This window comes from Nocardia sp. NPDC050712 (assembly GCF_040654295.1).
Classification (GTDB): domain Bacteria; phylum Actinomycetota; class Actinomycetes; order Mycobacteriales; family Mycobacteriaceae; genus Nocardia.
In genome coordinates this window covers 1,446,700-1,468,394 of record NZ_JBFAHT010000002.1, presented here as the reverse complement: position 1 = coordinate 1,468,394, position 21,695 = coordinate 1,446,700, and the positions used below count along the sequence as shown (strand labels likewise).

Annotated in this window: 24 protein-coding genes; 8 read left to right on the top strand and 16 right to left on the bottom strand. The window is 64.2% G+C overall.

The genetic code is table 11. The annotated features are described in order from the left end of the window. Window positions 1-561: 561 nt before the first annotated feature. Window positions 562-1,740: an FAD-dependent oxidoreductase gene (locus tag AB0H76_RS17655; RefSeq protein WP_357324420.1), complete on the bottom strand. Its 1,179-nt coding sequence runs from the start codon at window positions 1,738-1,740 to the stop codon at window positions 562-564. A 76-nt stretch (window positions 1,741-1,816) separates the two neighbouring features. After that, window positions 1,817-2,329 (bottom strand): hypothetical protein, encoded by a 513-nt coding sequence (locus AB0H76_RS17650; RefSeq protein WP_357324417.1) that lies wholly within the window; start codon window positions 2,327-2,329, stop codon window positions 1,817-1,819. Window positions 2,330-2,454: 125 nt separating this feature from the next. On the opposite strand from AB0H76_RS17650, the gene AB0H76_RS17645 reads away from it, so the two are divergent. Continuing rightward, complete coding sequence (locus AB0H76_RS17645; protein WP_357324414.1) at window positions 2,455-3,006, top strand: TetR/AcrR family transcriptional regulator; 552 nt, start codon at window positions 2,455-2,457, stop codon at window positions 3,004-3,006. A 197-nt stretch (window positions 3,007-3,203) separates the two neighbouring features. Here the strand turns inward: AB0H76_RS17645 and AB0H76_RS17640 are convergent, their stop codons facing one another. Continuing rightward, window positions 3,204-3,560: a hypothetical protein gene (locus AB0H76_RS17640; protein WP_357324411.1), complete on the bottom strand. Its 357-nt coding sequence runs from the start codon at window positions 3,558-3,560 to the stop codon at window positions 3,204-3,206. A gap of 766 nt (window positions 3,561-4,326) precedes the next feature. Here AB0H76_RS17640 and AB0H76_RS17635 point away from each other — a divergent pair. Continuing rightward, window positions 4,327-4,827 (top strand): ML domain-containing protein, encoded by a 501-nt coding sequence (locus AB0H76_RS17635; RefSeq protein WP_357324408.1) that lies wholly within the window; start codon window positions 4,327-4,329, stop codon window positions 4,825-4,827. Window positions 4,828-5,161: 334 nt separating this feature from the next. Here AB0H76_RS17635 and AB0H76_RS17630 read toward each other — a convergent pair whose 3' ends face one another. From AB0H76_RS17630 to AB0H76_RS17620, 3 genes are all read right to left on the bottom strand, one after another. Beyond that, the gene (locus AB0H76_RS17630) at window positions 5,162-5,377 is read right to left on the bottom strand and encodes a DUF397 domain-containing protein (protein ID WP_357324405.1); all 216 of its coding nucleotides are present in this window, start codon (window positions 5,375-5,377) and stop codon (window positions 5,162-5,164) included. Window positions 5,378-5,629: 252 nt separating this feature from the next. Then, window positions 5,630-5,977 carry a Clp protease N-terminal domain-containing protein gene (locus tag AB0H76_RS17625; protein ID WP_357324402.1) on the bottom strand — a complete coding sequence of 116 codons (348 nt, stop codon included), beginning with the start codon at window positions 5,975-5,977 and terminating at the stop codon, window positions 5,630-5,632. A 528-nt stretch (window positions 5,978-6,505) separates the two neighbouring features. Continuing rightward, window positions 6,506-7,087, bottom strand: coding sequence for a dihydrofolate reductase family protein (locus tag AB0H76_RS17620; protein ID WP_357324399.1), 582 nt, complete (start codon window positions 7,085-7,087; stop codon window positions 6,506-6,508). Between the two features lie 319 nt (window positions 7,088-7,406). On the opposite strand from AB0H76_RS17620, the gene AB0H76_RS17615 reads away from it, so the two are divergent. Beyond that, window positions 7,407-7,826 carry a barstar family protein gene (locus AB0H76_RS17615; RefSeq protein WP_357324396.1) on the top strand — a complete coding sequence of 140 codons (420 nt, stop codon included), beginning with the start codon at window positions 7,407-7,409 and terminating at the stop codon, window positions 7,824-7,826. A gap of 52 nt (window positions 7,827-7,878) precedes the next feature. Here the strand turns inward: AB0H76_RS17615 and AB0H76_RS17610 are convergent, their stop codons facing one another. The 7 genes from AB0H76_RS17610 to AB0H76_RS17580 form a co-directional block, all read right to left on the bottom strand. After that, a complete protein-coding gene (locus AB0H76_RS17610) occupies window positions 7,879-8,793 on the bottom strand; it encodes a tyrosine-type recombinase/integrase (RefSeq protein WP_357324394.1) in 915 nt (304 codons plus the stop codon). 191 nt (window positions 8,794-8,984) lie between these two features. Continuing rightward, a complete protein-coding gene (locus tag AB0H76_RS17605; protein ID WP_357324391.1) occupies window positions 8,985-9,275 on the bottom strand; it encodes a hypothetical protein in 291 nt (96 codons plus the stop codon). 8 nt (window positions 9,276-9,283) lie between these two features. Then, the gene (locus tag AB0H76_RS17600; protein ID WP_357324388.1) at window positions 9,284-10,741 is read right to left on the bottom strand and encodes a hypothetical protein; all 1,458 of its coding nucleotides are present in this window, start codon (window positions 10,739-10,741) and stop codon (window positions 9,284-9,286) included. Further along, window positions 10,738-11,037 (bottom strand): WXG100 family type VII secretion target, encoded by a 300-nt coding sequence (locus AB0H76_RS17595; RefSeq protein WP_357324385.1) that lies wholly within the window; start codon window positions 11,035-11,037, stop codon window positions 10,738-10,740. The genes AB0H76_RS17600 and AB0H76_RS17595 overlap by 4 nt, the downstream gene beginning before the upstream one ends. Before the next feature lie 38 nt (window positions 11,038-11,075). Further along, window positions 11,076-11,396: a WXG100 family type VII secretion target gene (locus AB0H76_RS17590; RefSeq protein ID WP_357324382.1), complete on the bottom strand. Its 321-nt coding sequence runs from the start codon at window positions 11,394-11,396 to the stop codon at window positions 11,076-11,078. Between the two features lie 342 nt (window positions 11,397-11,738). Beyond that, window positions 11,739-12,335 (bottom strand): hypothetical protein, encoded by a 597-nt coding sequence (locus tag AB0H76_RS17585; RefSeq protein WP_357324379.1) that lies wholly within the window; start codon window positions 12,333-12,335, stop codon window positions 11,739-11,741. 717 nt (window positions 12,336-13,052) lie between these two features. Beyond that, entirely contained in the window at window positions 13,053-13,631 is a 579-nt protein-coding gene (locus AB0H76_RS17580) for a hypothetical protein (RefSeq protein WP_357324375.1), read from the bottom strand. A gap of 176 nt (window positions 13,632-13,807) precedes the next feature. Between AB0H76_RS17580 and AB0H76_RS17575 the strand changes: the two genes are divergently transcribed. From AB0H76_RS17575 to AB0H76_RS17565, 3 genes are all read left to right on the top strand, one after another. Then, entirely contained in the window at window positions 13,808-14,332 is a 525-nt protein-coding gene (locus AB0H76_RS17575) for a hypothetical protein (protein WP_357324371.1), read from the top strand. Between the two features lie 577 nt (window positions 14,333-14,909). After that, the gene (locus AB0H76_RS17570; RefSeq protein WP_357324369.1) at window positions 14,910-16,505 is read left to right on the top strand and encodes a VWA domain-containing protein; all 1,596 of its coding nucleotides are present in this window, start codon (window positions 14,910-14,912) and stop codon (window positions 16,503-16,505) included. Window positions 16,506-16,960: 455 nt separating this feature from the next. After that, the gene (locus AB0H76_RS17565; RefSeq protein ID WP_357324366.1) at window positions 16,961-17,698 is read left to right on the top strand and encodes a class I SAM-dependent methyltransferase; all 738 of its coding nucleotides are present in this window, start codon (window positions 16,961-16,963) and stop codon (window positions 17,696-17,698) included. 201 nt (window positions 17,699-17,899) lie between these two features. Here the strand turns inward: AB0H76_RS17565 and AB0H76_RS17560 are convergent, their stop codons facing one another. The 3 genes from AB0H76_RS17560 to AB0H76_RS17550 all read right to left on the bottom strand — a co-directional run bounded on the left by AB0H76_RS17560 (window position 17,900) and on the right by AB0H76_RS17550 (window position 19,487). After that, a complete protein-coding gene (locus AB0H76_RS17560) occupies window positions 17,900-18,115 on the bottom strand; it encodes a hypothetical protein (protein ID WP_357324363.1) in 216 nt (71 codons plus the stop codon). 184 nt (window positions 18,116-18,299) lie between these two features. Then, a complete protein-coding gene (locus tag AB0H76_RS17555) occupies window positions 18,300-18,638 on the bottom strand; it encodes a hypothetical protein (RefSeq protein WP_357324360.1) in 339 nt (112 codons plus the stop codon). A gap of 60 nt (window positions 18,639-18,698) precedes the next feature. Then, on the bottom strand, window positions 18,699-19,487 hold the full coding sequence (locus tag AB0H76_RS17550; RefSeq protein ID WP_357324357.1) for a thioesterase family protein: 789 nt from the start codon (window positions 19,485-19,487) through the stop codon (window positions 18,699-18,701). 246 nt (window positions 19,488-19,733) lie between these two features. Here AB0H76_RS17550 and AB0H76_RS17545 point away from each other — a divergent pair, with 246 nt between their 5' ends. Then, window positions 19,734-20,156 (top strand): DoxX family protein, encoded by a 423-nt coding sequence (locus tag AB0H76_RS17545; RefSeq protein WP_357324354.1) that lies wholly within the window; start codon window positions 19,734-19,736, stop codon window positions 20,154-20,156. Between the two features lie 451 nt (window positions 20,157-20,607). Further along, window positions 20,608-21,672 (top strand): alpha/beta hydrolase, encoded by a 1,065-nt coding sequence (locus tag AB0H76_RS17540; RefSeq protein ID WP_357324351.1) that lies wholly within the window; start codon window positions 20,608-20,610, stop codon window positions 21,670-21,672. Window positions 21,673-21,695: the final 23 nt, after the last annotated feature.

The window sequence follows — 21,695 nt, the reverse complement described above, 5'->3', positions numbered from 1 at the left end:
TGCCGAAGAACCGGAAGTTGGAGTGTCGCGTCTCACAAAAGCAGCTATCTGCCCGAATCGAGTACGGCATATCCCAGTCATCGGGATCTTCCGCGTTCCGGACCGCGCGCAGGCGAATCCGCCGGTAGCGGAGCCGCGCGCGGCAACTATCCTCTACTTCGGCCGAACGAATCAGAGTGAAACACCATGGGTAGCTTCGGAAACACCATCGGCATCGAGCAAGCGACCTCGGAAAGCATGCTCGCAACCGCGCGGCGCTTATCGAGACCGTGCGCGGGCTATCCGACACGTCGCGTCGCTGACGGCGCCGATCCCGTTGATCGAGCATGCCGCCGCCGCGGAACGGATCCGGTTCCAACGCTCGTGGGCGGGGCCCGGTAGTCAAGCGGATGGCGACCCGCCAAACGATGAGCCGCATCGGTGGCCTCGAAAATTCTGTGGGCCAATGAGAGCGAGCGGCTGACCCGGCACTGCCGGAATGCGCGACTACAGCGCCGGATCAGTCCCACCAGCGTCATCAACTTCGATAACGGACGTTGCCCGCGTTCCGTGACGCTGGTGTCAGCGGGTGGTCAGCGACTTACCTGGACGACCTTGCAGCGTCACTGCGCGCTTGTCATCCTTGGCCCAAGAGTACGAACCCGGCTTGCGCGCCTCGTCCGTCAGCGCTTTGACGGTGTGCTTGCAGATGAATTCCTTAAGCTTCGCTCCAGGGCGTCCACCGAGGTACAGCTTCTTCGCTGTGTCGTCCTTGTCGGCGAACTGGAAGATCCCGGCGTGGCGGCCCAGGCTGATGCACTGGCCGGCGAAGCCGAGGTTGATCGGTGCCGGTTCTTCCTCGGCCATCCGGCTGAGGATGGTGTCGGCGGCGTGCGCTCCCAACGGGCCCGCGGCCTGGCAGCTCATTCGAAAGGGCAGGTTCGATGGGGCGACCGAGTCGCCCGCGGCAAGAATGCGTTGATCGTCGATGCTGGTCAGGGTCTCGTCGGTGAGCAGGCGGCCCAGCGAGTCGGTGCGCAGTCCGCTGCGGGTAGCCAGGTCGGGCACTCCGAAGCCCACGGACCAGATGGTCAGCGCGCTCGGCAGCGAGGTGCCGTCGGCGAGGTGCACCGCGTCGTGAGTCACCGAGGTCACCTTCGCCGCGGGGCCCTCCACCATGGTCACACCGAGTTTGGTCATCCGCTTGACCACCGCGCGGCGGCCCTTCGGGTGCAAGTAGGGCCCGAGCAGGTCGCCGCAGATCAGGGTCACGGTGCGGCCCGCCTCGGCCAGTTCGGCAGCGGCTTCGATGCCGGTCGGGCCCGACCCGACGACGGTGACCGCCGCTGTCGCCGGGGTGGCGTCGAGAATCGTCCGAAGGCGCTGCGCCTCTTCGATGGTGGCGATCGGGTAAGCGAACTCGGCTGCTCCTGGTACCTGCGAGTCGGCGCTGCCGCTGCCTACCGCGTAGATCAGATAGTCGTAGTTCACGGTGCGGTGCGCCGCCAAGGTCAAGCGCCGGTTGTCGGGGTCGATCTCGATGACCATGTCAACAACGAGGCGCACACTCGGCGCCAGGACATCGGCATAACCGACGACCGCGTCGTCATTGCCGACTACCAACTGGTGCAAGCGGATCCGCTCGACGAAGGTGGCGCGCGGGTTGATCAGTGTCACGCTGACGTTGTCACGCCGGCTCAGGCGGTTGGCGGCCATCACGCCTGCGTATCCGCCGCCGATCACGACTACATCGGTGTTCATGGTGTTCTCCTTTGTTGCATGAAGTTCGGGCGTAGGACTCGGCGTGCCCGAGTCCCGGGGCAGTGCTTGCCGCATGTCACCGCGGGCCTGGTCCGACCCGAGCCTCGAGCAGCGAACGCACGAACCGCAGGTGTGACGGCAGCGATCGATCCCATACCGCTCGCGCAGCCGGGTCGTGAAACTGGACGAAAGTCGCCAGCAGAACACCCTTTTCGCTGCGGCGGAAGAGCAATTGCCCTTCGAAATCGAAGGTGGACTCCGCCTGCAACAGGACGTAATCAGGGCCGGTGTGCGCGATCGACCACCCCGCGATGGTGTGCGCGGCGCCGACCGGGGCCAAGCTCAGTGCGATGACCTTCCAGGCCCGCTCGAGCGTCACTCGCACCTCGGCGGGCACGTCCTCCAGGATTGCCCGAGCCCATTGCTCTGCCGAATGATCGGCGGAGCGGTCGGTGCGCAACAGGTGTGCGTCGCTGTGACCGATGTCGGCCAATGTGCTGAAGGCAAGCATTTCGGTGTCGACGTCCACGGCGTCGACGCTCGACTGCTCAGCCTCGGCGTACTTCTCACTCGCTTTGAGGCGCGTCATATGTCATCCCATCGATCGTGCTCTTCGGCGACCGGCCGCCGGTTCTCCAATAGATACAGGACAGTACTGTATCTATCTGAGATGATGTAATCAATAGCCCCCACAACTGATTGGTTGACTGCCCGATGGCCCCTCCGGTGCGCACTCCCCGTCAGGCATGGATCGATGCCGCCTTGGCGATATTGTCCGTCTCCGGGCCGGAGGCGATCCGCGTCGAAACCCTTGCCGCGGACCTAGGCGTCACCAGGGGCGGGTTCTATCGGCAGTTCGCCGGCCGGCAGGAGTTGCTCGATGCCGTCCTCGACACCTGGGAGCATCGCAGCATCGACGAGGTCCTACAGCGCCTCGACAACGAGGGCGGCGACGCCAAGAGCAAAGTCCGCAAGGCGGGCAGGTTGACCCTCTCGAAGGAGCTACTGCCCATCGATATGGCCGTTCGGGAATGGGCCCGCCGCGAACCCGCCGTCGCAACCCGGCTCGAGCGCGTCGACAACAGCCGGATGGACTATCTACGCGAACTCATCGGAACGCTGCACAGCGACCCGCGCGACGTCGAGGCCCGCAGCATGCTCGCCTTCTCCTTGATGATCGCCGACTACCTCATTGCCGCCGACCATCGAACGGGCACTCGCACCGAAATCATCCAGAGCGCCTCCCGCCTGATTCTGGGTGACTGAGTTTCCTCCGCACATCGGCGGATGCGCAGAATGTCTTACGCTGATAGATAGACGTTCTGCGGCTCGGTCCGACGAGCGAACGGCCCCTGATGCACTAGTCGGGCTTGGAGTCCCATCTCGGCAGAAAGACGCTTGTCCAGGGATGGCCGCAACCGAAACGCCCGCTTGGCGCGGCTGCCTGCGCTGTTCCCCGATTATCAGGAATCCGGGGCGGGATCTGCGGTCCACAAGAAAAGATAGACCGCCAGCAGCCACGGAAACAGCGCGACCGCGAGGACGAGCGGCGTCAACATACCTGCACCGAAAGCCACTCTGCCGTGCCATATCGCTGCCGCGACGGCGCCGACTCCGAGGGTCCAGCTCACGACAGGCGCGGCACCGAGAACTCCCAACCAGAGCCAATAGCCGGCGCGGATCGCACGGTGCCCGACCAATGCGACCATGCGCCTGCCCGTCAGCACCGCGAGCGGACCACCGAATTGGATGCCGATGCCCGCCAGCACCACCAGTATTGGGACTGCGCCTACCAAAAATCCCACCCCGAAGTCCTTCATCCCCTGAGAATCACACGTGTCATCGAGTACGTCGAGGTAACCCCGCCAAGTCCGTACACCCGGCTCCGCAAGGCCGACTCACCGAACGGCACAGTGCACCCACATTCGGCAGGTCAGTGCGTTTCGTCGGCCGGCACTGCGGCTCTCACGATCGCGCGCTCTGCGGCATGAGCGGATGTGCCGCTCGGGGGCTGATAACAGCACCCAAGAGGCTCACCAGCCGGACCGAGCTCATTATGAGCCGATGACCTCAGTCGTCGTCGCTACTGCGCGGAAAGTCGCAGTAAATCTCACCGTTGGCCGGATTGTGGTACGCCATAGTCCCTGGCCCGCAACTCCTCTTGACCCACGATCCGTTCACGCATTGCAGAAAGTCACGACTGGTCCCGGACGGGGCCAGCAACTTGAAAGTGCCCGGATGGCATCGAGCTACGGCATCGTCATCAGCAAGCTCGGACATGGATCAACCTCTTCTGTGATGGAAACCTTTGTCGTACAAGATGTTCCCAGAGCAAACCTGATCTCGTGTGCGAACGCGGTCTCGTAAGTCACTCGGCTCGTTGATCTTCCGCCCACCCGCTCAGGCCGCTTCCGAACGCGCGGGTCGTGGCAGTAGCGTGCATTCGGCCACCGCCTGCCGGGTGATGGCGGCTTCGCCCTCATGAGCGGACCAGCGAGCAAACCAGGCAGTATGTGCCCTGTTCAGGGGCTTGCACCTGTGGCCCGGCATCCGCAGGCTCAGACCACGAGCTACAAGAATCGTCTGATGGCCCGAACCTCACATACCGGCATTTCGCTCCGTCGCGCTTTCATCGGCACCTCGGCGTGGTTCACCGCCGCGCTGGTCGTCGCATCGGCCGCCCACGCTGCCCCGCACAACGCATGCCCTGATACCGAGTCCTGGCCCATCCGTTCGGTCTCGGTCTCGAGCTGTGCGCCCGAGGCCAGCGAATGCGAGATGCGGAAGGGTGCAGATATCCACCTGGAGATCGGCTTCCACGCCGCCGAGAAGGCGAGGAAGATCCAAGCATCCGTGGAGGCACTCACCGACGGAAAGACAGTCTCGCTGCCCCACACTGATCCGAATGTGTGTTCGGTGCTCGGCTGCCCGCTGCGTCCGGGCACCGATTACACCTACCACACCAACTTTTATGTTTCGCCTACCTATCCCACAACAAAGACCACTCTGCGACTCAAGTTCACTGACGCCAAGGGAAAGACCCTCGTTTGCACCCATATACCGGCCGCGTTCTCAGAGCCTCAATAGGTAGTGACTCCTGACCTGTTCCGAGGCAGGGGTATTCCACCCGTCATCAGGCCGCGGCATCGTGGGTCCGGGGTTCAACCCGCACTGGTAAGCGACTCCGATGCCACCGCCTCGTCCCGCAGGAGACGCCACCAAAACATCGCATAATCGGCAGAACAGTGCCACTCAGCCGGCCGCAGCTTGGCCGGTTCTCTCAGCGCGCACAGCGGCATTTGCGTGCGTTTTTGCGCACTGGGGATGCTGGCCGCTGGCAGGTGGACAACGCCAGCGACCAGCACCCGGTCAGTGGGCCGCGGAGCATGCCGAGCCACCCGGAATCAAACCTCCGCAACGGTTACAGCGGAACGAAACGAGCCGTGCGGGCTCCTTCGAGGAAGGCATCCCACTCCGCGGCAGTGAAGACCAGCACGGGGGCGGCATCGTCGTCGCGAGTGTTGAATACCGCGATCGACCCATCGGGCAGAGCCCCGAATGCCACACAGTTACCGTCCGGCCCGCTGGCGGCAGCCTTGAACACCGCGACCCCGGCCAGGCTCTTTTTCAGCATCATCACCAATCTCCTTCACCATCAAAGTGTTTCCACACGCCAAGCACCGGCGAGGAGTCGGCTGGGCTGCCTCGTCGTGCGGAATTTGAGCGACAGAATCCACCGGGGTCTTGAGTGGAAGGTAGGAACCGGATCGAGCACCGCGTCGCCCGAGCCGACCTGACGCTCAGGGTAACCATCCAGCGAACCCTCACGGCGTGGCGTGTGCAGGCACGCCGAACCCCGGCTACCGTGGGCGCCGGGTAGTCGCGCCTCTTAGTTGCGTGAGGAGCGCCAGCAGAAGATGTCGGTCACTTGCTGGGGTTGATCACGTTCCACATGGCGGGCAGGCAACGCATCCAGCAATGCCTTCTGCCACTGGGTCACGGTCAACGTGGCGTGCCAGCCGGCGCGAGCCGAGGAGGTGCGATCCTCGAGTGCCGCCAGCATCACGTGTTCGACTCGTAGCTGCCGGTTCCCGGCCGAGTTCGCGATGTCCACCGCTCGCTGCAGCACATGCTCGAGCTCGGCGGTGATCCATCCTTCGACACGGGTAGGCGGCTCCGGTGGCCCGGAATCCGGGGATACCGAGTTATTGGTGGGGGGAGGTGCGGTCGTTGTCACTGTCGCCTCCGGGCTCGTGGGGTGTGATCGAGATGGCTCGCCGGGGGCTAGGGCAAGAGTGATGCAGAGCCGATGCAGTGAAATCGACTGGCTAGCTCTATGATTCATCATTGTCCGTCCGCGCCGCCAGAATTTCTACAAACAAACCGCAAGGCCGCGCGACAAGGCGATTAAGCAGACCGTTCCCCCACTTTGCCCGCGGATGCGGACTCGTTAAAGCTCCGGCCTCCATCCGTACCCCCGCCTCAACACGACCGCTCATCGGCATGATGGTGCGTTCAGTCTGCCCCGGATGGCCACGGCCAGTTGATCTTTGATCGCCAAGCGCTGGCCGGTTCGGTCAGCGTGGTCAGCGGGACTACAGGGCATTTGGTGAAGCGGGTCGGCCGTCTGGTCATGGCAACTGAGCACCCCGTGGCATGGGGTGCCGCAGCCGGGCACGCGGCCAGCTGTGTCCGAGCGCCGGTCACTGTTCTGGCACGCGTGCACCATCGACCTGCAGTCGGATCAGATGCGGGACCAGGACCTTCAGCGATCCATGTTCAGTGCGGTGGTTTCAGCGAGTTCGTGCCGCAACATCACAACCTGGTTGTCGAATGTGCGTGATTCGACCAGACGCAATGCCTGGCGCAGTTTCACGTCGGTGAAGACCGGCTTGCCGCCTCCGAGCAGGACTGGGTGGACGAGGATCCGGTACTCATCGATCAGGCCGAGCCGGGTGAGGTTCGACGCCATGTCCGAGCCACCGAAGATGATCAGCGTCTTGTCCTCCTCGTTCTTGATCGCCGCGAGTTCGTCCGGACTGTTCACCACGCGGGTGTTCCAGTCGGCCGAACGCAGCGACCGTGACATGACGACTTTCGGCTTGGCCACCCATATCGGCGCGTACTCCAAATCGTGCGGATGATCAGAAATCTCCGCAGCCTTGGGCCAGTACGACGACATCATGTCCCAAACAACCCTCCCGTACAGGAATTCGTCCGCCTCCGCGCTGGCTGCACGGCTGTATTCGCTCAGTTCGGGATCCATGATCGGCCAGTCGAACTCGCCGTTCGGCCCCTCGATAAAGCCGTCCAGCGACTGGTTGATGAAATGGATGATTCTGCCCATCTGTCTTACCTCGCATCATCGGTGTGTGTCGAAATCGGTTGTGGCAGTGCCTGGAACCGACCTGGCGCTGATCGCCGGGTCGACGTACACACGTTCGTCGGGCTGGCTGACACCGAGCTGACACACACCTGACACGACGCTGACCCCGGTCACACGGTCCCAGGATTGACATCCGCCATTCGGCAGATCCGGATGTTCTGAACACAGCGACTCTGGCCCGCCGGCCACCACTTAGTGGCCGGCTCGCTCAGCGCGAACAGCGGCAGATGCGGACGTACTGCAGCAGCGCTCACGGCGGCGGGATTGGGATACTGGTCGAGTGAATACGCTCGATGGCGAAAAGCCGGTTCTCGTCATTGATGGCTCGCTCTTCAATGACTACGACGGGTTCGCTCGGGCGTTTTCGGCGCTGCTCAACGACTGGACATGGAACAAGAACCTCGATGCGTTCAATGACATCCTCCGGGGTGGTTTCGGCACTCCGGAGAGCGGTTTCGTTCTTCGATGGCTACATTCCGACAGGTCACGTCAGGCGCTGGGCTGGTCCGAGACGGTCATGTACCTGGAAGGTGTCCTTCAACGCTGCCATCCGACGAACCGTGAGCGTGTCAGGGCGGAAATCGAGGCTGCCCGGCGTCAGGAAGGGCAGACACTCTTCGACCTCCTGGTGGAGGTCGTCCAGAGACATGGTCCGGGTGGGAACGAATCGGAGGACGGCATCGACCTCGAACTGATCTGAGTTCGTACGGTAAACCGCTTCTCGCTCATCGGCATGTGCGTGTGTTGAGTCTTCATGTGCCCGAGGCCATGTAGGCGGCCAGGACGTAGTTCGGGTGGCGGTCGAGGTTGGTGCGGGCACGGTCGTAGCGCCTCGTGGTCCGCGGGTCAGCGTGCCGGGCTGCGATTTGAACATCGCGTAGGTCGACTCCGGCATCGAGCATGGTCGTGACGAAGGTATGGCGCAGCATGTGCGGGTGCATGTGTGGCAGGCGCATCGGTGACTGCTTGGCCAGGTGCCGCAATCGTCTCGTGGCGCAGTGGCGATCCATTCGGCGCCCTTGGGTGTTGAGCAGGAGCGGTCCCCGGGCACGGTCGCCAGCGGCGCGGTCGATCGCTCGCCCGACCGCCGGCGGGAGCGGAATCAACGCGAGTTTGGAGCCCTTGCCGATGACCCGCAGGACGCGGTGGCCGTGTTCCTCCCCGACATCGTCGACGTCGGACTTGCATGCCTCGAAGATCCGTAACCCGAGCAGTCCGAGCGTCGTTGTCAGCGCGAAGTCGAACGGGTTGGTCGAGTCGCGTGCCGCGGTGAGCAGGGCTTCGAACTGGAGATGTGAAAGTCCCAGTGTCGGTGACTCGTTCGGTACTCGGGGTCGGCGGACGTACTCGGCCGGTGAGTGGTCGATTACTCCGTCGATCACGCAGGTGCGGTAGAAGCCTGAGAGGACCGCGGCGCGGCGGGCGACGGTGGAGGGTTTGAAACGGCGGATCTCCTGCATCCATCGCACATACCGTTCGACCTCGGCTCGGGCCACCAGCAGCGGTAGGAGTTGGTGTTCGGCGCACCATTGGAAGTACAGGCGTAGGTCCGATCCGCAGTGGATCCGGGAGCTTCCGGTGAACCGGCCGAGATAGGCCGCGCAGGCCAGCCGCAACACGAGATCGTCACCAGCGAAGGCGACGTCGATATCGGATGAAGTACCCATACTCCACGATGCCCACCGGACCCGGGAGACCAAAAGACTTCAGCCCCGACCGATTGCGGTCGGGGCTGAGGCTGAGCGAAGGGCTACTCGGCGGCTTCGGTGAGGTCGACGACCGCCGCGCCGGCGGCGTTGCTCTGCACCCGGCGGGCGCGTAAACGCTTGTTCGACAGGGGAACGACCCGCAGCGAACCTCACGCCCGGGTGCCGTCCTCGTTGTATCGCACCAGCTGCCCGTCCTGGTCGTACCACTGTCCCGCTTGGTAGGTCCAGCCCTCGAACTCCGTGCCCTCGTGGTCGTCGGAGAACTTCCCCCCGAACCCGGGGGTAGTGCCTTCAGGAGCCGGGCCAGCGGCGCTACGCGCGGCCCCGAACTGCTCGAACATCCGCTCGGCGTTGGCGATTTCTTCTGACGAGGGGATCAGACCGAGCTTTTTTGCTTCGTCGTCGCTGTAGAAGATCTGGCCACCAAATTTTTCTGGCATGGTTCCTCCTAGATTTCTGCCATTTTGATCACGGTCCGGCCCGTCACCGGATCGATGGTCTTGCTGTGGACGAAGAAGTTCGTTCCGGAGTGGAACAGCACTTCGTCCGGGGTGCCGTACTGGCTCATGTCCTTTCCGGTCTTCGAGATCAGCTGGAACTCGACGTTCGATGACTCGACCAGCAGATCGTTCGACCCTGCCGGGTTCCTGGATGCGGAGGTGAACCCGAGTTCTTGGACCGGTTTGTCCGGCTCGTAGCGGGCCAGTTCCTCCGGGGTGCGGCGCGTGTGGCGCACCAGCGGGCCTTCGTGGGTGGGAAGTTTGTTCATCGCCTGGTTCAGGGCATCGACATCACGCTGCTGCTGCGGAGTGAGGTTCTCGCCTCGACGCAGCATCCCGCTCAGGCTCTTGCCCTGGGCGTCGGAGGCGCCGCGCCGCAGGATCTCCTGGTCGATATCGGTCAGCTGATTCCACGACGAGGGCCGTGTCCGGGTCTTGGATAGTTCCTCGATCCGCTGCATCTCGGATTTGTGCTTGGAGAAGTCTTGGGTGCTGCGCACCCCTTTGTTCAGGTTCCGGCTCGACCGCCACGCGTCGATCATCTCCAGGATCGGTTTCGAGTACCGCTTCACGATCAACGCCGCACCGGCCACTCCGGCGGCGACACTGACCCCGAAGGTCACCCAGGAGCTGGCGATCGAGATCGCCGCGTTGATCGCCATCTCCGTGGCGAACGCTTGAGCCATGCCGGTGAGCTGGGAAACGAGCTTGGCGCGTAGGTCATCGAGGGCGTCACGATGATCCTGGCACGAGGCTGCCAGATCTTCGAACGTCTTGGTGATTGCCTCCGCCGAAGCCTTCAGCGCGCGCAGATCCTCATCGATGGAGGAGCTCTCGGGTGTGGAACAGGCCTCGAACGCGCGCGCGACGGCCTCGATCGCCACTGGGAAGTTTGTCGTGGCCTCCAGCGAGGCGATCTTGGTCCACGCGTCGCGGGCGCCGTCGAGTTTGTCGCGGTCCCCGTCCGGGACGATGATGTTGAGCTGTTCGAGCAACCCGATCCCGGAATCGACCAGGCCCTGACCGGGGCCACCGGCCGCAGGCGGGGGTAGTAGGCAGTGCGATACCGCCAGTTGCGGCACAGAGGGTTTCTCCGGTGCCGCGCCAGCGTTGAGGGTCGCGGCGTGCTCGGCGATGGCGTGGTTGTAGCCCATCTCGGCCAGGATGGCGCCGTAGTTGTGCACGGCTGTGGCGGTGGAGGACACCAGTTGCAACGTATCGATGATGCGCTGGTCGTATGAGCTGGCCCATATCTCCCCGTCGGAGTGGGTGCCGGCCATGTCGCCGAACCCCGACAGGGCCGACAAGGATTTGTCGATCGCCGACCACCACGCTCTCGACCAGTCGAGCAGGGCCTTGGCTCCGCTGTAGTACACGTCGACGTCGACGTCGACCCCGGTGGTCACGCCCCGCTACCTCGGCCCAGCATTCGCAGATTCGCCGCCGACGCTTCGGTGTAGGCGGTGCGCGCGGTTGCCGCGGCCGAGCGCATGGTTTCGATCCCCTCCTGCACCGACTGCGCCGCCTTGACCCACTGCTGGTGTGCCTGGGCCTGTTTATCGGCCGCCTCGCCGTTCCAGCTCTGTTGCACCGTCGCGATACGTTCATCGACCTCCCGCAGAGAATCGACCAGGAACCCGTGCAGGGTCGTGATCCTGGCCGTCACCTCGTCCAGGTGGGTGAGATCGACCTGATACCGCATATCTTTCCCTCTTCGCTGTCGTGGGTGCCGGTTCGTGTTCAGCTCACCGGCGGAAGGCTTAAAGAACCGAATTGGCCAGCGTTGGATTGATCAGCGGCGGTGAGGGTTTCGCTGACCACACCCAGCAGTTCGGCCATTTCCGACAATGCTTCCAAGGTCTGGATCGCGCCCAGGCGGGTTTCCTCCCATCCCGCGAGGTACGCAGTGGCCGCACCGCCGGTCCATGTCGACATCAACCCCGCGACCTCGCTATCGGCCGAGCGCAGACCGGACACCAGCTCCTGCGCGACCGCCTGCACGTAGCGGCCGGCGTCGGAGACGTGCTCGGGCACAACCTCGAAAGATTCCTGCGATGGCATCGTCATATGGTTCTCTCGCCTCACCCTCATCGCGTAGGTCTTCGATCAATTAGACGCACCAGCGTCTGCGCGGGTTCCTCCACCCCCACAAACTCGGTCGTCGGATGCCTTTCGTTGTTGTTTCGGAGGCCACCGCCGTCGGGCGAGCACACGATATGCGGCCTTTGCATGCGTTCGCGGCGGTACGAGGCCCAGCCACACAGTCGAGCGCTCCGCGGCATTTCAGTGCGTTCGCCGGTGGTGTGGGGCGTTGGTGAAGAATCCGACTCTGCGGTTCTCGTAGCTGTCCGAATCGATCTCGATGAAAGCCACGGTCAGCAGCAGTGGCATCGAGGCCGCCACTTAAACCAGACCGCGTTTCTCGCGTTCAGCTTCGACCAGTTCCTCCAGGACTTCCTCCGGGTCCACCGCAAACCCGCTGTCGTCCAGGGCGTCGAAGTCCTGGGTACTCAGCGGCAGGCCGAGTTCGGCGAGCTCGATGGCCAGCCGCGTGAACGCGATTCGCTCGTCAGGCTCGTCCTGGAAACGCGCCTGCGCGGCAGCAACTCCCTCGGCCAGGCTGAAGCCGGCCAATCTCCAAAAAGTGAATTCGGTGTCCAGCATTATGACGCGCCAGCCCTGGTTTACGGGCTCGTCGGGGTGGAGCCAGTACCCGACCCATCCCTTGTCCCCTTTCGCCACGAGCTTGAGGTACCGGGCCAACTCGGCGGCTCCGGCGTTGTCGGCCTGCGTCTCCGGGTGGGCGAGATCCTCTTCGCGCATATAGCTGGTATCCAGGAGTGGGTTGGCTTCTCCCGCCTCGAAGAAGTCGAGGTCGAGAAGGTCGCCGAAATCGGTGCGACCTTCCCACTGAGCCACCAGCAGCAGTCGCAGATCGTCGGGTACCGGTCGGCCATCCAACCGCTCGCGGGAAAACTCAGCGAGCCGTGCGTCGAACATGTGCCCCTCTTCAGAGTTGAAACGAGATCCTCGCTTCAACGTAACAGCGGTCTCCGACAAGGCACGCAGAGCGCCGGAAACCACAGCGTGACAACCGATCTGTGTCCTCGGAGTCAAGAGCATCGCGCACACATGTCAGTTCGGGTCGCCCTGAAATCGGCATGATGGTGCGTTATCCGGCGGCGTGCGGTGCCAGTTCGAAACCCTCGGCTCGCGGCAGTTGGGTACGTTCGCGCCCGCTCTGCCACCGATATCCGATTGATCTCGGCAAATCCCGCCGTCAAAGATGACTTGATGCAGGGCATACGTTTCGTGCGGCGACTGGACGGGCTGACCTACGAGTTCGTCCGAGACGAAGACGCACACGGCTTCCCGTCGTACAAGCGAGTCGACCTCGACGTCCGGTGTCTGCGCCTCCCCGATTTCGGATGGGCAGTGCGCACGGCGGAGGGCGCGATATCGAGTCGTCCGTTCGATGATGCCGGGTGGGGAGAATCTCCGCCCGAAGGAGTCTGGGTGAGCTTCAAGGGAAATCGCTCGTACGTCTACGACCTGGTCTACTTCGGCACTCCCGCCGCATCGGGTTCCGAACCTGTACAAGAGCAGCCCCCGCCCGAACTGCCGGCACCGACACGGTGTCAGCCGACCCGATGGCTGGTTCGAACGACCTTGTAAGCGGCATGTGAGTGCGTTCGCGCCGGGCGTGCGCGGTGACCGTCACGCGTTCCAGAAACCGATGAGATCCTTGCCGCTTGTTCGCGATTCACGCAGCCAAACCAGGATGGGCTCGCCGTAACCGTCGAGATAGTCGGGGTCCTCCGCAAGTCTTTGCTCCAAACCATGGCCCAGGATTTCGATGCACTCCTCCGCGCTCAGATGTCCCCACCCGTTGTCTTCGGAGACACTGAGACTCTCGGCCAAGGCCGGTGCGTTCGGAAATGGATCCTCGTTGTCCATGCTGCTGGCCAGTGTTTCGATAACGGAGGGCAGTCCCTCGTCCCACATCTCGAACTCCACACCGCTATATCCCGGACCAGCGAGTTCTTCGCAAATCAGCTGCAGCGCTTCACCGTAATGCGCAGCGTGCTCCTCCTCGAACGGGCCGCCCGCGAGTATCTTTCGCAGCGCTTCCTTGTTCCGCTCGACATGATCGTCCTGATCGTCTCGCTCGAAGCCCAGCAAGAGAACTTCTGGCTCGCTGGTAAGGATCTGGTCGAGGAGCTTCTCGTCCGCGGAGCCGACTACGGCTGTTAGATCTGCCAGATTCAGAAGGTACACAGTCAAAGTGCTCGACACGACACAAATGCTAACCAGGCACACCGACATTGGGGATCGACGAGCTTAGATGGCCGCCCCGTTCGGCCCTTGCCTGCCCGTCAGGGCTCGGATTCAATACAACGGTGGATGAGGCACGGCTTCAGGGGGACCAAGCGGCGCGCCTGTCCGCCCTCACGGCGCTCTACGCAGCGGCAATGCAACGGGACAGCGCCGTGCAGGCCGGGGTGGTGGCCGTGTACACCATCGTCTTCGCCTTCACCGGCGTCATGATCACCGCGATAGCCAACCACCCCCTGACGTTCCAGGGTTTCCGAGTGGCTCTCGTGCCGCTACCGATCTGGGTGCTCGTGACCTTGGCTGTGGTGATGAGCAAAGCGGCGACCCTCAATCAGCGCCGGCTGGAGCACCTCCAGTCCCGGCTGGACGCGATCGCGGGCGTCGATCGCCACGCGTTCGACACCATCGGTGGCCGCGGGGCGTGGGGCCTGGTCGGCGCCGGAATGCTGGTGGTGCTCGCACCGTGCGCGCTCCTGCCTGGGCTGACGATCTACTGCCTCGTGCGCGCGGCCGCGGCAGGCTGGGGCTGGCTGCCCTGCGCCGTGCTGTACACGATTTTCGCCGTCATCCTCTGGTCCGCCGCCCTTGCCGGACGCTCTCGTCCGCCGGACCCGCAGCCCGCGACGAAAACCCGGCCACGGCCGGGTGCCAAGCATCACTGAGTCCGGAAACGGAATTCCCCGGCCGGAAGCACGAATTTCGGTTGGGGCCGAATCAGTGCGTTCGTCGGCCCGCGCCGCGGTCCTCGAACTCGCGCGGATCGCGGCAATACAGTGCGTCGTCAGGACTGCTCTGCAAGGTCACTCCCGTCCTCACCGGCTAGTGCCTGTGCCACGGGTGATCGGATCAGATAGATCGCGGCGGAGTAGACGTCATCGTTTGCCAAGTCGGTGTCGGTCCAGTCCCATCCCGCTCCGATCAATAACCCACCTTCCTCGCTGTCTGCTCCTCGAAAACCCCAGATGAGAGGGTGACGCTCTCCTGCCTGCGCACGGAAGTGAGCAGGCAGGAGTGCATACTTTCAAGCCCCCACAATGTCCATACGCGCTCGCCGGATCCACAAACGGCCCCAACCCGGAGTTGCGCTGAGCCCGCACGGGGTGCCGCCTCGTCTCGTCACCTCCGTTCCGGGCGGGCGGAGTATGCTGTGGAACTACGAGGCATCCTCAATTATGCTGTGGCACTTATAGTTCTGCTGGCCATGAGTAGCCGGCTCGGCTCTGCGAACAAAGGACCACCATGAAGGCACGCGATGCGGAGAGATACCGGTGGCACCGGTTGGTCGCTGCGCTGACCACGGTCGCCGCGGTCGCGAGCCTGGTCGGATGCGGGACGGACACCCCGCCCAGTACGCAGCCGGGGTCGCCGTCGGCCAGTGTGACCTCGGCCGAACCCAGCCCGTCGCCGCGGGCGGAGCCGACTCCAGGATCGCTGCTGATCGTGATGGACTCATCCGGGTCGATGAACGAGTCGCTCCCGACGGGCGGAACGCGGTTGGACGCGGCGAAGAACGCGCTGCGGCAGCTGGTCGGTGACCTGCCGGAGGATGCGCGTGCCGGGTTACGAGTGTTCGGCGACAAGGTTCCCAATACCGATCGCGAACGAGGTTGCCGTGACACGACTTTGATCGCACCGGTCGCACCGCTGGACCGCCAGTCGATGCTGTCGGCGATCGATGGATATCAGGCGACCGGTTTCACGCCGATCGGCTACTCGCTACGCGAAGCCGCGAGCGATCTGCCCAAAGACGGACCGCGGAGCATCATCCTGGTCACCGACGGGGAGGACACCTGCGCACCGCCGGACCCGTGCGAGACCGTGCGGGACCTGAAGCGAGAAGGCTTCGACGTGACGGTACACACTGTCGGTTTCGCATTGAGCGACAACAAAATCGCGAGGGACCAGCTTTCGTGCATCGCCACGACCACCGGCGGCGAATTCCACGACGTCACGGACGGGCTCGATCGCACCCTGATCGATATCGCGACCCGGCAGATGCGCGCCTTCCGCGCGCAAGGACAGCCGCTGGCAGGCAAATTCACCCAGCGCGAGGCGAACACCGGCACACTGGGGACGCGCTACGTCGACACGATCCAAATGGGCGACCGGCACTACTATCGGTTTCCCGTTCCTCCTGGCAGCCGGATCGGCGCGACGGTATACACCGCGGCAGAGCCCGACGCCCCATCGAGCGTTCTGCTGTGCTTGACCGCCTCGTTGGTCGACGCCGGGGGCGGATCGATCTCCTCCGGCCCCGGCGGCGGCGACAACGCCTACAACTCCCAGGTCGACAGCGTCGCACCGAAGATCATCAATGCCGCGGAGGTGTGGCTTTCCATCGCCGCGAGCAGCTGCCGCGGCGCCGGTCGCGGCGAATGGAAGTTCCGGGTCGAGTTCACCGTGGATACCCCGACGCGACAGGCGAATACCCCGAAAGTGACGCAGCCGCCGATCGAGGGGGCGCCGGTCCCACGCGACGCCGCCACCGGCACCGTCGGCCTACGCCACACCGACACCATCATCAGCGGCGAGGCCAACTACTACCGCTTCGAGGTCAAACCCGGGGAGACGGTCGGCGCGAACGTCCTCACCATGGGAAACCCCAAAAAAGGGCGATCCTCGGTTCTCTGTGTGACGGCGTCGCTCGTCGATGAGAACGACAACGCGTACCAGCGCAGCAGCGGTGCGGGTGAAGATACCGACGAGAACCAGGTCGACGACATCGCGCCGGTCGCGGTGAACGCCGATCAGGTCTGGCTGAAGATCGATGCGGACGACTGCCGGAATGGTGGTGACAGCTCGATCAGTTTCCCCGTCGAATTCACCGTGCGATAACGGACGAGCGCGAATAGCCCTGAGCGGAACGGGCACTACCGCCCTTTCGGTCGTTGAGCTCGATAGCCGAGCCGCGCGCCGGCTGACCAAGGATTGTCAGATTTGTTGATTCTCTTGGTGTTTCAATACCGGGGAACTGTGAGACGACAGTATCGCGCCCAAGGGATCGGGTCCTGGCACATCAAGCCGGCCCGGCGGGCCCTCGCACTGGTAGCACCCCTCCGGACGCTTGCGCACGCGCTGCTCGACGCCCGGTGATACGCACTCTCATCGACATGAGCGCGCCTTGTCGGCGCCCGTTGCGTGACCGCTTCGCTCAGCGGCAGAAGCGGATGTTCGAGGGCTGCCGTAGTTGAGCGGGGCGGTGATGATTTGGCGCGCAAAGGAACTCAGATTTTGCACGTGAACGGAGAGCGTTCAGGCGCATCCGCTACTGCCGTGTTAGCGTCGGGCACGTGGGGACAACAACGCAGCGAACCGACTCCGGCGGCGCGGCCGCATACGACTCGATCGCCAAGGCCTACGCCGAGGAGAACGCGACGAGCCTCCTCAACGAGTACTACAACCGGCCTGCGATCCGGAACCTGCTCGGCGACGTGACGGGCAGGCATGTACTGGACGCTGGGTGCGGCTCCGGTCCCACGCTCGTCGACCTCATCGAAGGCGGAGCGACTGCGGTCGGAATCGACGGCAGTCAGGCCCTGATCGACATCGCCGCCGACCGAGTTGGCGGCGCCGCAGAGCTACACGTCGGGGACTTGGCTGCCCCTCTTCCATTCGGCGACAACACATTCGACGACATCGTCTGCTCCCTCGCGCTGCACTACCTCGAAGACTGGCCCTCCCCGCTGGCGGAGATGCGCCGCGTGCTCAAGCCCGGAGGCCGCTTGATCCTCTCGGTGGAGCACCCGCTGGTCATATGGTTCACGCAACGTCAGGCCGGGGAAACCACCAACTACTTCGCCACGCGCCGACGCAAGGTGACCGATATGGCCGGGCAGACCGCAGACCTCACATTCTGGGATCGGTCCTTGTCTACGATGTTCCAGACATTCTTCGACAGCGGATTCCGCATCACCCGCGTCGAGGAACCGGCACCTGCCCCGGAAGCGATGGAGCTGTTCCCCGAGTTCTTCCAGGACCGCGAGGATCCGAGGTTCCTGGCCTTCCTGTTCCTGGTGTTGGAGGCCTAACTCCTGCTCTGTCGAATTCAGCCAGGGATATCACCACGCGGCTCGGTTTCTCGACCAGGGAACCCACCCGGCCGTGGGTCACCGCAGCAATTGTGAGCCCACCATCTTGCCGCGCTCCATCCGGGCCGATGGGAACGGAGACAGCTCGCGCGAGGCGACCAGGTAGTGCGGGATCATCACGGCGGCAGGTCCGCACCCCGGCTACGCCCCCACGGACAACCGGCCGCGCCGATGCCCTCGAATCGGCTTGTGCGTGCGCTGGGAAGCCATCTCGGCCAAGATATCCGGACGGCTGGCCCGGATACGCCGAGTCCACATCTCGTCCGGATCGACCGAGACGGTCGCATCGCCGACCAGCCGCACCTGCTTGTTCGGCCGTTCGCCGTCGGCTCGCAGCTCTTCCCCGACGTCGATCACCAACCCACCTTGGGATTCCGCATGATCCTGCCCAGATGCGGGCGGCCTGGATAACTTGTCAGGTAAATATGCCCGTTCTGCCACAAGAACCCAATCGGGGTGACGTGCGAGTCGATCGTCGACAGATGCGCGCCGACATCCAGACCCGGCAACTCCCCGATCTCGGAGACTTCCCGGGTCGGCCCTACACGCCGGCATCTGCCGACAGTTGCCCGCTTGGGTGGCGCTTTTCGAGTTCGGTGAGCCGCTCCAATGCCGTGGCGCAGTCGATGTCGAGTTCGCTCAGTAGTTGGATTACCGGGTCCGGCGGCTGTAGTGACAGCAGGGCGCGCAGCAAATGGTTCGGTGCTCGACGTCTGGTCTTGATTCCGGTGGCGTCGACGGCAAGGCGCAGCGCGGCCCAGGCATTCGAGCTGAAACTGTTGCGGCCCAAGTGTATCCGGCGCGGCTGTAGGTCCAGGGTTTCCATTCCATGGCGATCGAGTTCGAGGCCCAGGGCGGCCAAGGCAGTCTGGTCGAGCATGTCGAGGGCCTGGTAGTCCGATGCTCGATAGTCGACCGGACGCGGGAGGCGCGTTCGTGGTCAGCGCGGGCTGAGGAACAGGGTTTGGACGCCGCGGCCGAGAGGGCCCTTTTCGTCGAACAGCCGCGATTCGGCCAGTCCGACGCCGCTGCGGTCGGGATAGGTGGCCGCATCCAGGCACACCCACTCGCCGGCCGGTTCGCGGTGCAGAATCACGGTGAGATCGGTATTGATGAAAAGGTATCTATCCCAGTCCAATACCGCGCTGACACCGTTGCCGGAGTCAGCGGCGGCGAGGGTTCGCTCCAGCGGGCTCGCAGTGGTACCCGCGACGATCGGGTAGCGCAGGCGGATCCAGCACACTGCTGGACCGGGTTCATCGAAAGCGCCTGTGACGAAGCGGTATTCGATGCCCGTGTGAAATCCGACTTCTTGGGTGGAGGGGAACGGTTCGACCCGGGCCGCGTCGGGGCCCGGTCGTGTGCCCGTCGGCAATATCTCGACGGGCAGTTCCAGTTCCGGTTCGGCCTGCCGTAGTCGCCAGGCATTCGCCTTCAGCACCGGGCCCTGCTCGGTACTCAGTGTGGCTTCGATGAGCTCGACGCTTCGGCCTGGGCGGGTGACTCGCACCTCCGCGGTCAGTGGAGCGATCGGCACCGGGCCGAGGATCTCGACCGCGACCCGGCCCACGCGGAACCCCTCGCGCGGCTCGCATCGCTCGATGACGTGCCCGAGCAGTGCTGACGGCGGGCCCGCATGCTGTGCGTGCGGCGACCAGGGCCCGCGGGTCAGCTCGGTGGAATGAAACCGATTCGGGTCCTCGGAGTCCGGCAGATAGAAGGCATCCATAGTGTTGCGAGCGTACTGGGCTTGCGTTGCCCCGGCCCTCACCCCCGCAGGCGCGCACAACGTTCAGCGCGTGATCGGGATCAGTTCGAATCCGAGGCCCGACTCCGGCCGGAAACACAACCCGCATTCGGTCCGCCAGCGCGGTGAAAATTCTTTCGACCACCGCGATGAGTTTTCCGGACCACCCCCGTCCTTACTGACGAACACGCCACCAACCCGGCGCGACCGACCCAGAAGGAACACCCCATGACCACCATCACCGCCACCCCCACCACCACCAGCCCCGGCAAGATCCGCAACCGCGTCCTGTGGACCCTGCAGATCGTGCTCGGCCTGTTCTTCCTCATCGCCTCCGGCGGCCCGAAACTCCTCATCCCCCACACCCTGATGGAAAACAACACCACCGCCTTCTCCATCCCCTTGGCGCTGCTGATCTTCATCGGCCTCGCCGAAGTCGCCGGCGGCATCGGACTCATGGTGCCCCGCCTGACCGCCGCCGCCGCGACCGGCCTGGCGATCCTCACCTTCCTCGCCGCCGGCTACAACGCCTTCCTCGCCGGAAGCCCGAAACTGGCCCCGTTCGCGCTGGTGCTCACCGCGATCTTCGCCTGGATCGCCTACGAACGCCGGGCCACGCTCACCACCCTGCGCACGCTGATCCAGCGATGACCCACGCATAACACCCGGCTACCGGCGGCACCCCAGCCACCGGTAGCCGCGTTGTGCGTTACACGGGGCGGTCCGGTCGGGTTGGTCGGACCGCCCCCATCGGAGTCGCGGGGCGGGCGTCATGGGGTCGGGCCGCCCACCCCGCGACCCTCCGAATCATGTGTTGCCAGTGGTTGTTTCGCGCGCGGAGGGTTCGCGTCCACTTGTCGCTCGTCCACCGAGCCGATACAGGATGCTCAACGCGGCAGTCGATTGCCAGGCGTTGACTTCCCGGCGATGCGTTCGGCCCCACCCCTTGTATCTGAACCTGACGTCAGATACAAAGCTAGGTGAAGCCGCCCGCGTGACGGCAGACCGAGACCGAGCATCGCGCGTCGGGCGCACACCGCCGTCGCGTGAAAACGCGAACCGCCATTGACCTCACTGCGCTGACCCGAAAGGAGTCCCACCTGTGGACTCGATCGCCGACATCCGCGAGCACACTCATTCGGATCTCGCCGCCGCGCTGAAGACCATGCCGCGACGTCCCGGATTCTTCGACGATCTGAGCGCCACCCGCTCCCTCTTCGACACCCTGCTTACCGCCGTGCCGGTCGACACGTCGCGAGTCGAGGTGCGAACACTGGACATCGACGGACCCGACGGCAACCTCATCCCCATCGGCCTCTATCGACCGCGGGGGGCGATCGGGTCACGACCCGCCATTCTGTATCTCCACGGTGGCGCCTTCGCGTTCGGTCGCAGCAAACCAGGCGGTGATCATGTCGCCATCGCGCTCGCCGAACAGGTTGGCGCGGTGGTGGTTTCGGTCTCGTATCGCCTGGCGCCGGAGGATCCGTACCCGGCCGGCATCGAGGACTGCTACCAGGCGCTGACCTGGGCCGCGGCGCACGCGGCCGAACTCGGGATCGATCCCGATCGCATCGCCGTCACCGGTCAATCCGCAGGCGGTGGACTGACCGCCGCGGTTGCGCTCATGGCCCGTGATCGCGGTGGACCCGCCATCGTCTACCAATCGCTCTATGCGCCGACCTTGGACGACCGCGGTATCACCGTCTCCGCCGGCCGCATCACCGACCGACGCGTCCTCAACACCTACGATCTCGCCGATATCTACGACCACTATCTTCCCGACCGCGACCACGTTCCCGCCTACGCCGCACCCGCCCGTGCCACTGATTTATCCGGGCTCCCACCGGCTTTCGTTCTTGTCTGCGAACTAGACCCACTACGCGACGAGGGTCTCGACTACGCACAGCGCCTCATCGACGCCGGCGTCCCCGTCACCGTGCATCACATCCCAGGCGCTTGGCACATCTTCGAAGCAAACGCGCCGACCTCGCCTCTGGCGCTGTCCAGCATCGGCCTCTGGCTCACCCACCTGGCGACCGCGCTCGACCTTCCACCGACACCGACGCGGCCGCTGATGCCGCCGCTGAGCCTTTGGGCGAAAATGCGACTCGGCGTCAAGTTGCTCGCCATCCGACGACGAATGCTGGCAACTGCCAGCGATTAGCTTCGTCGCGAATTCTCGACGAC

Coding starts and splice junctions, on each gene's coding strand:
- AB0H76_RS17655 (WP_357324420.1), bottom strand. CDS start 1,740: ATGAACACCGATGTAGTCGTGATCGGCGGCGGATACGCAGGCGTGATG.
- AB0H76_RS17650 (WP_357324417.1), bottom strand. CDS start 2,329: ATGACGCGCCTCAAAGCGAGTGAGAAGTACGCCGAGGCTGAGCAGTCG.
- AB0H76_RS17645 (WP_357324414.1), top strand. CDS start 2,455: ATGGCCCCTCCGGTGCGCACTCCCCGTCAGGCATGGATCGATGCCGCC.
- AB0H76_RS17640 (WP_357324411.1), bottom strand. CDS start 3,560: ATGAAGGACTTCGGGGTGGGATTTTTGGTAGGCGCAGTCCCAATACTG.
- AB0H76_RS17635 (WP_357324408.1), top strand. CDS start 4,327: ATGGCCCGAACCTCACATACCGGCATTTCGCTCCGTCGCGCTTTCATC.
- AB0H76_RS17630 (WP_357324405.1), bottom strand. CDS start 5,377: ATGATGCTGAAAAAGAGCCTGGCCGGGGTCGCGGTGTTCAAGGCTGCC.
- AB0H76_RS17620 (WP_357324399.1), bottom strand. CDS start 7,087: ATGGGCAGAATCATCCATTTCATCAACCAGTCGCTGGACGGCTTTATC.
- AB0H76_RS17610 (WP_357324394.1), bottom strand. CDS start 8,793: ATGGGTACTTCATCCGATATCGACGTCGCCTTCGCTGGTGACGATCTC.
- AB0H76_RS17605 (WP_357324391.1), bottom strand. CDS start 9,275: ATGCCAGAAAAATTTGGTGGCCAGATCTTCTACAGCGACGACGAAGCA.
- AB0H76_RS17595 (WP_357324385.1), bottom strand. CDS start 11,037: ATGCGGTATCAGGTCGATCTCACCCACCTGGACGAGGTGACGGCCAGG.
- AB0H76_RS17590 (WP_357324382.1), bottom strand. CDS start 11,396: ATGCCATCGCAGGAATCTTTCGAGGTTGTGCCCGAGCACGTCTCCGAC.
- AB0H76_RS17585 (WP_357324379.1), bottom strand. CDS start 12,335: ATGTTCGACGCACGGCTCGCTGAGTTTTCCCGCGAGCGGTTGGATGGC.
- AB0H76_RS17575 (WP_357324371.1), top strand. CDS start 13,808: ATGCAACGGGACAGCGCCGTGCAGGCCGGGGTGGTGGCCGTGTACACC.
- AB0H76_RS17570 (WP_357324369.1), top strand. CDS start 14,910: ATGAAGGCACGCGATGCGGAGAGATACCGGTGGCACCGGTTGGTCGCT.
- AB0H76_RS17555 (WP_357324360.1), bottom strand. CDS start 18,638: ATGCTCGACCAGACTGCCTTGGCCGCCCTGGGCCTCGAACTCGATCGC.
- AB0H76_RS17550 (WP_357324357.1), bottom strand. CDS start 19,487: ATGGATGCCTTCTATCTGCCGGACTCCGAGGACCCGAATCGGTTTCAT.
- AB0H76_RS17545 (WP_357324354.1), top strand. CDS start 19,734: ATGACCACCATCACCGCCACCCCCACCACCACCAGCCCCGGCAAGATC.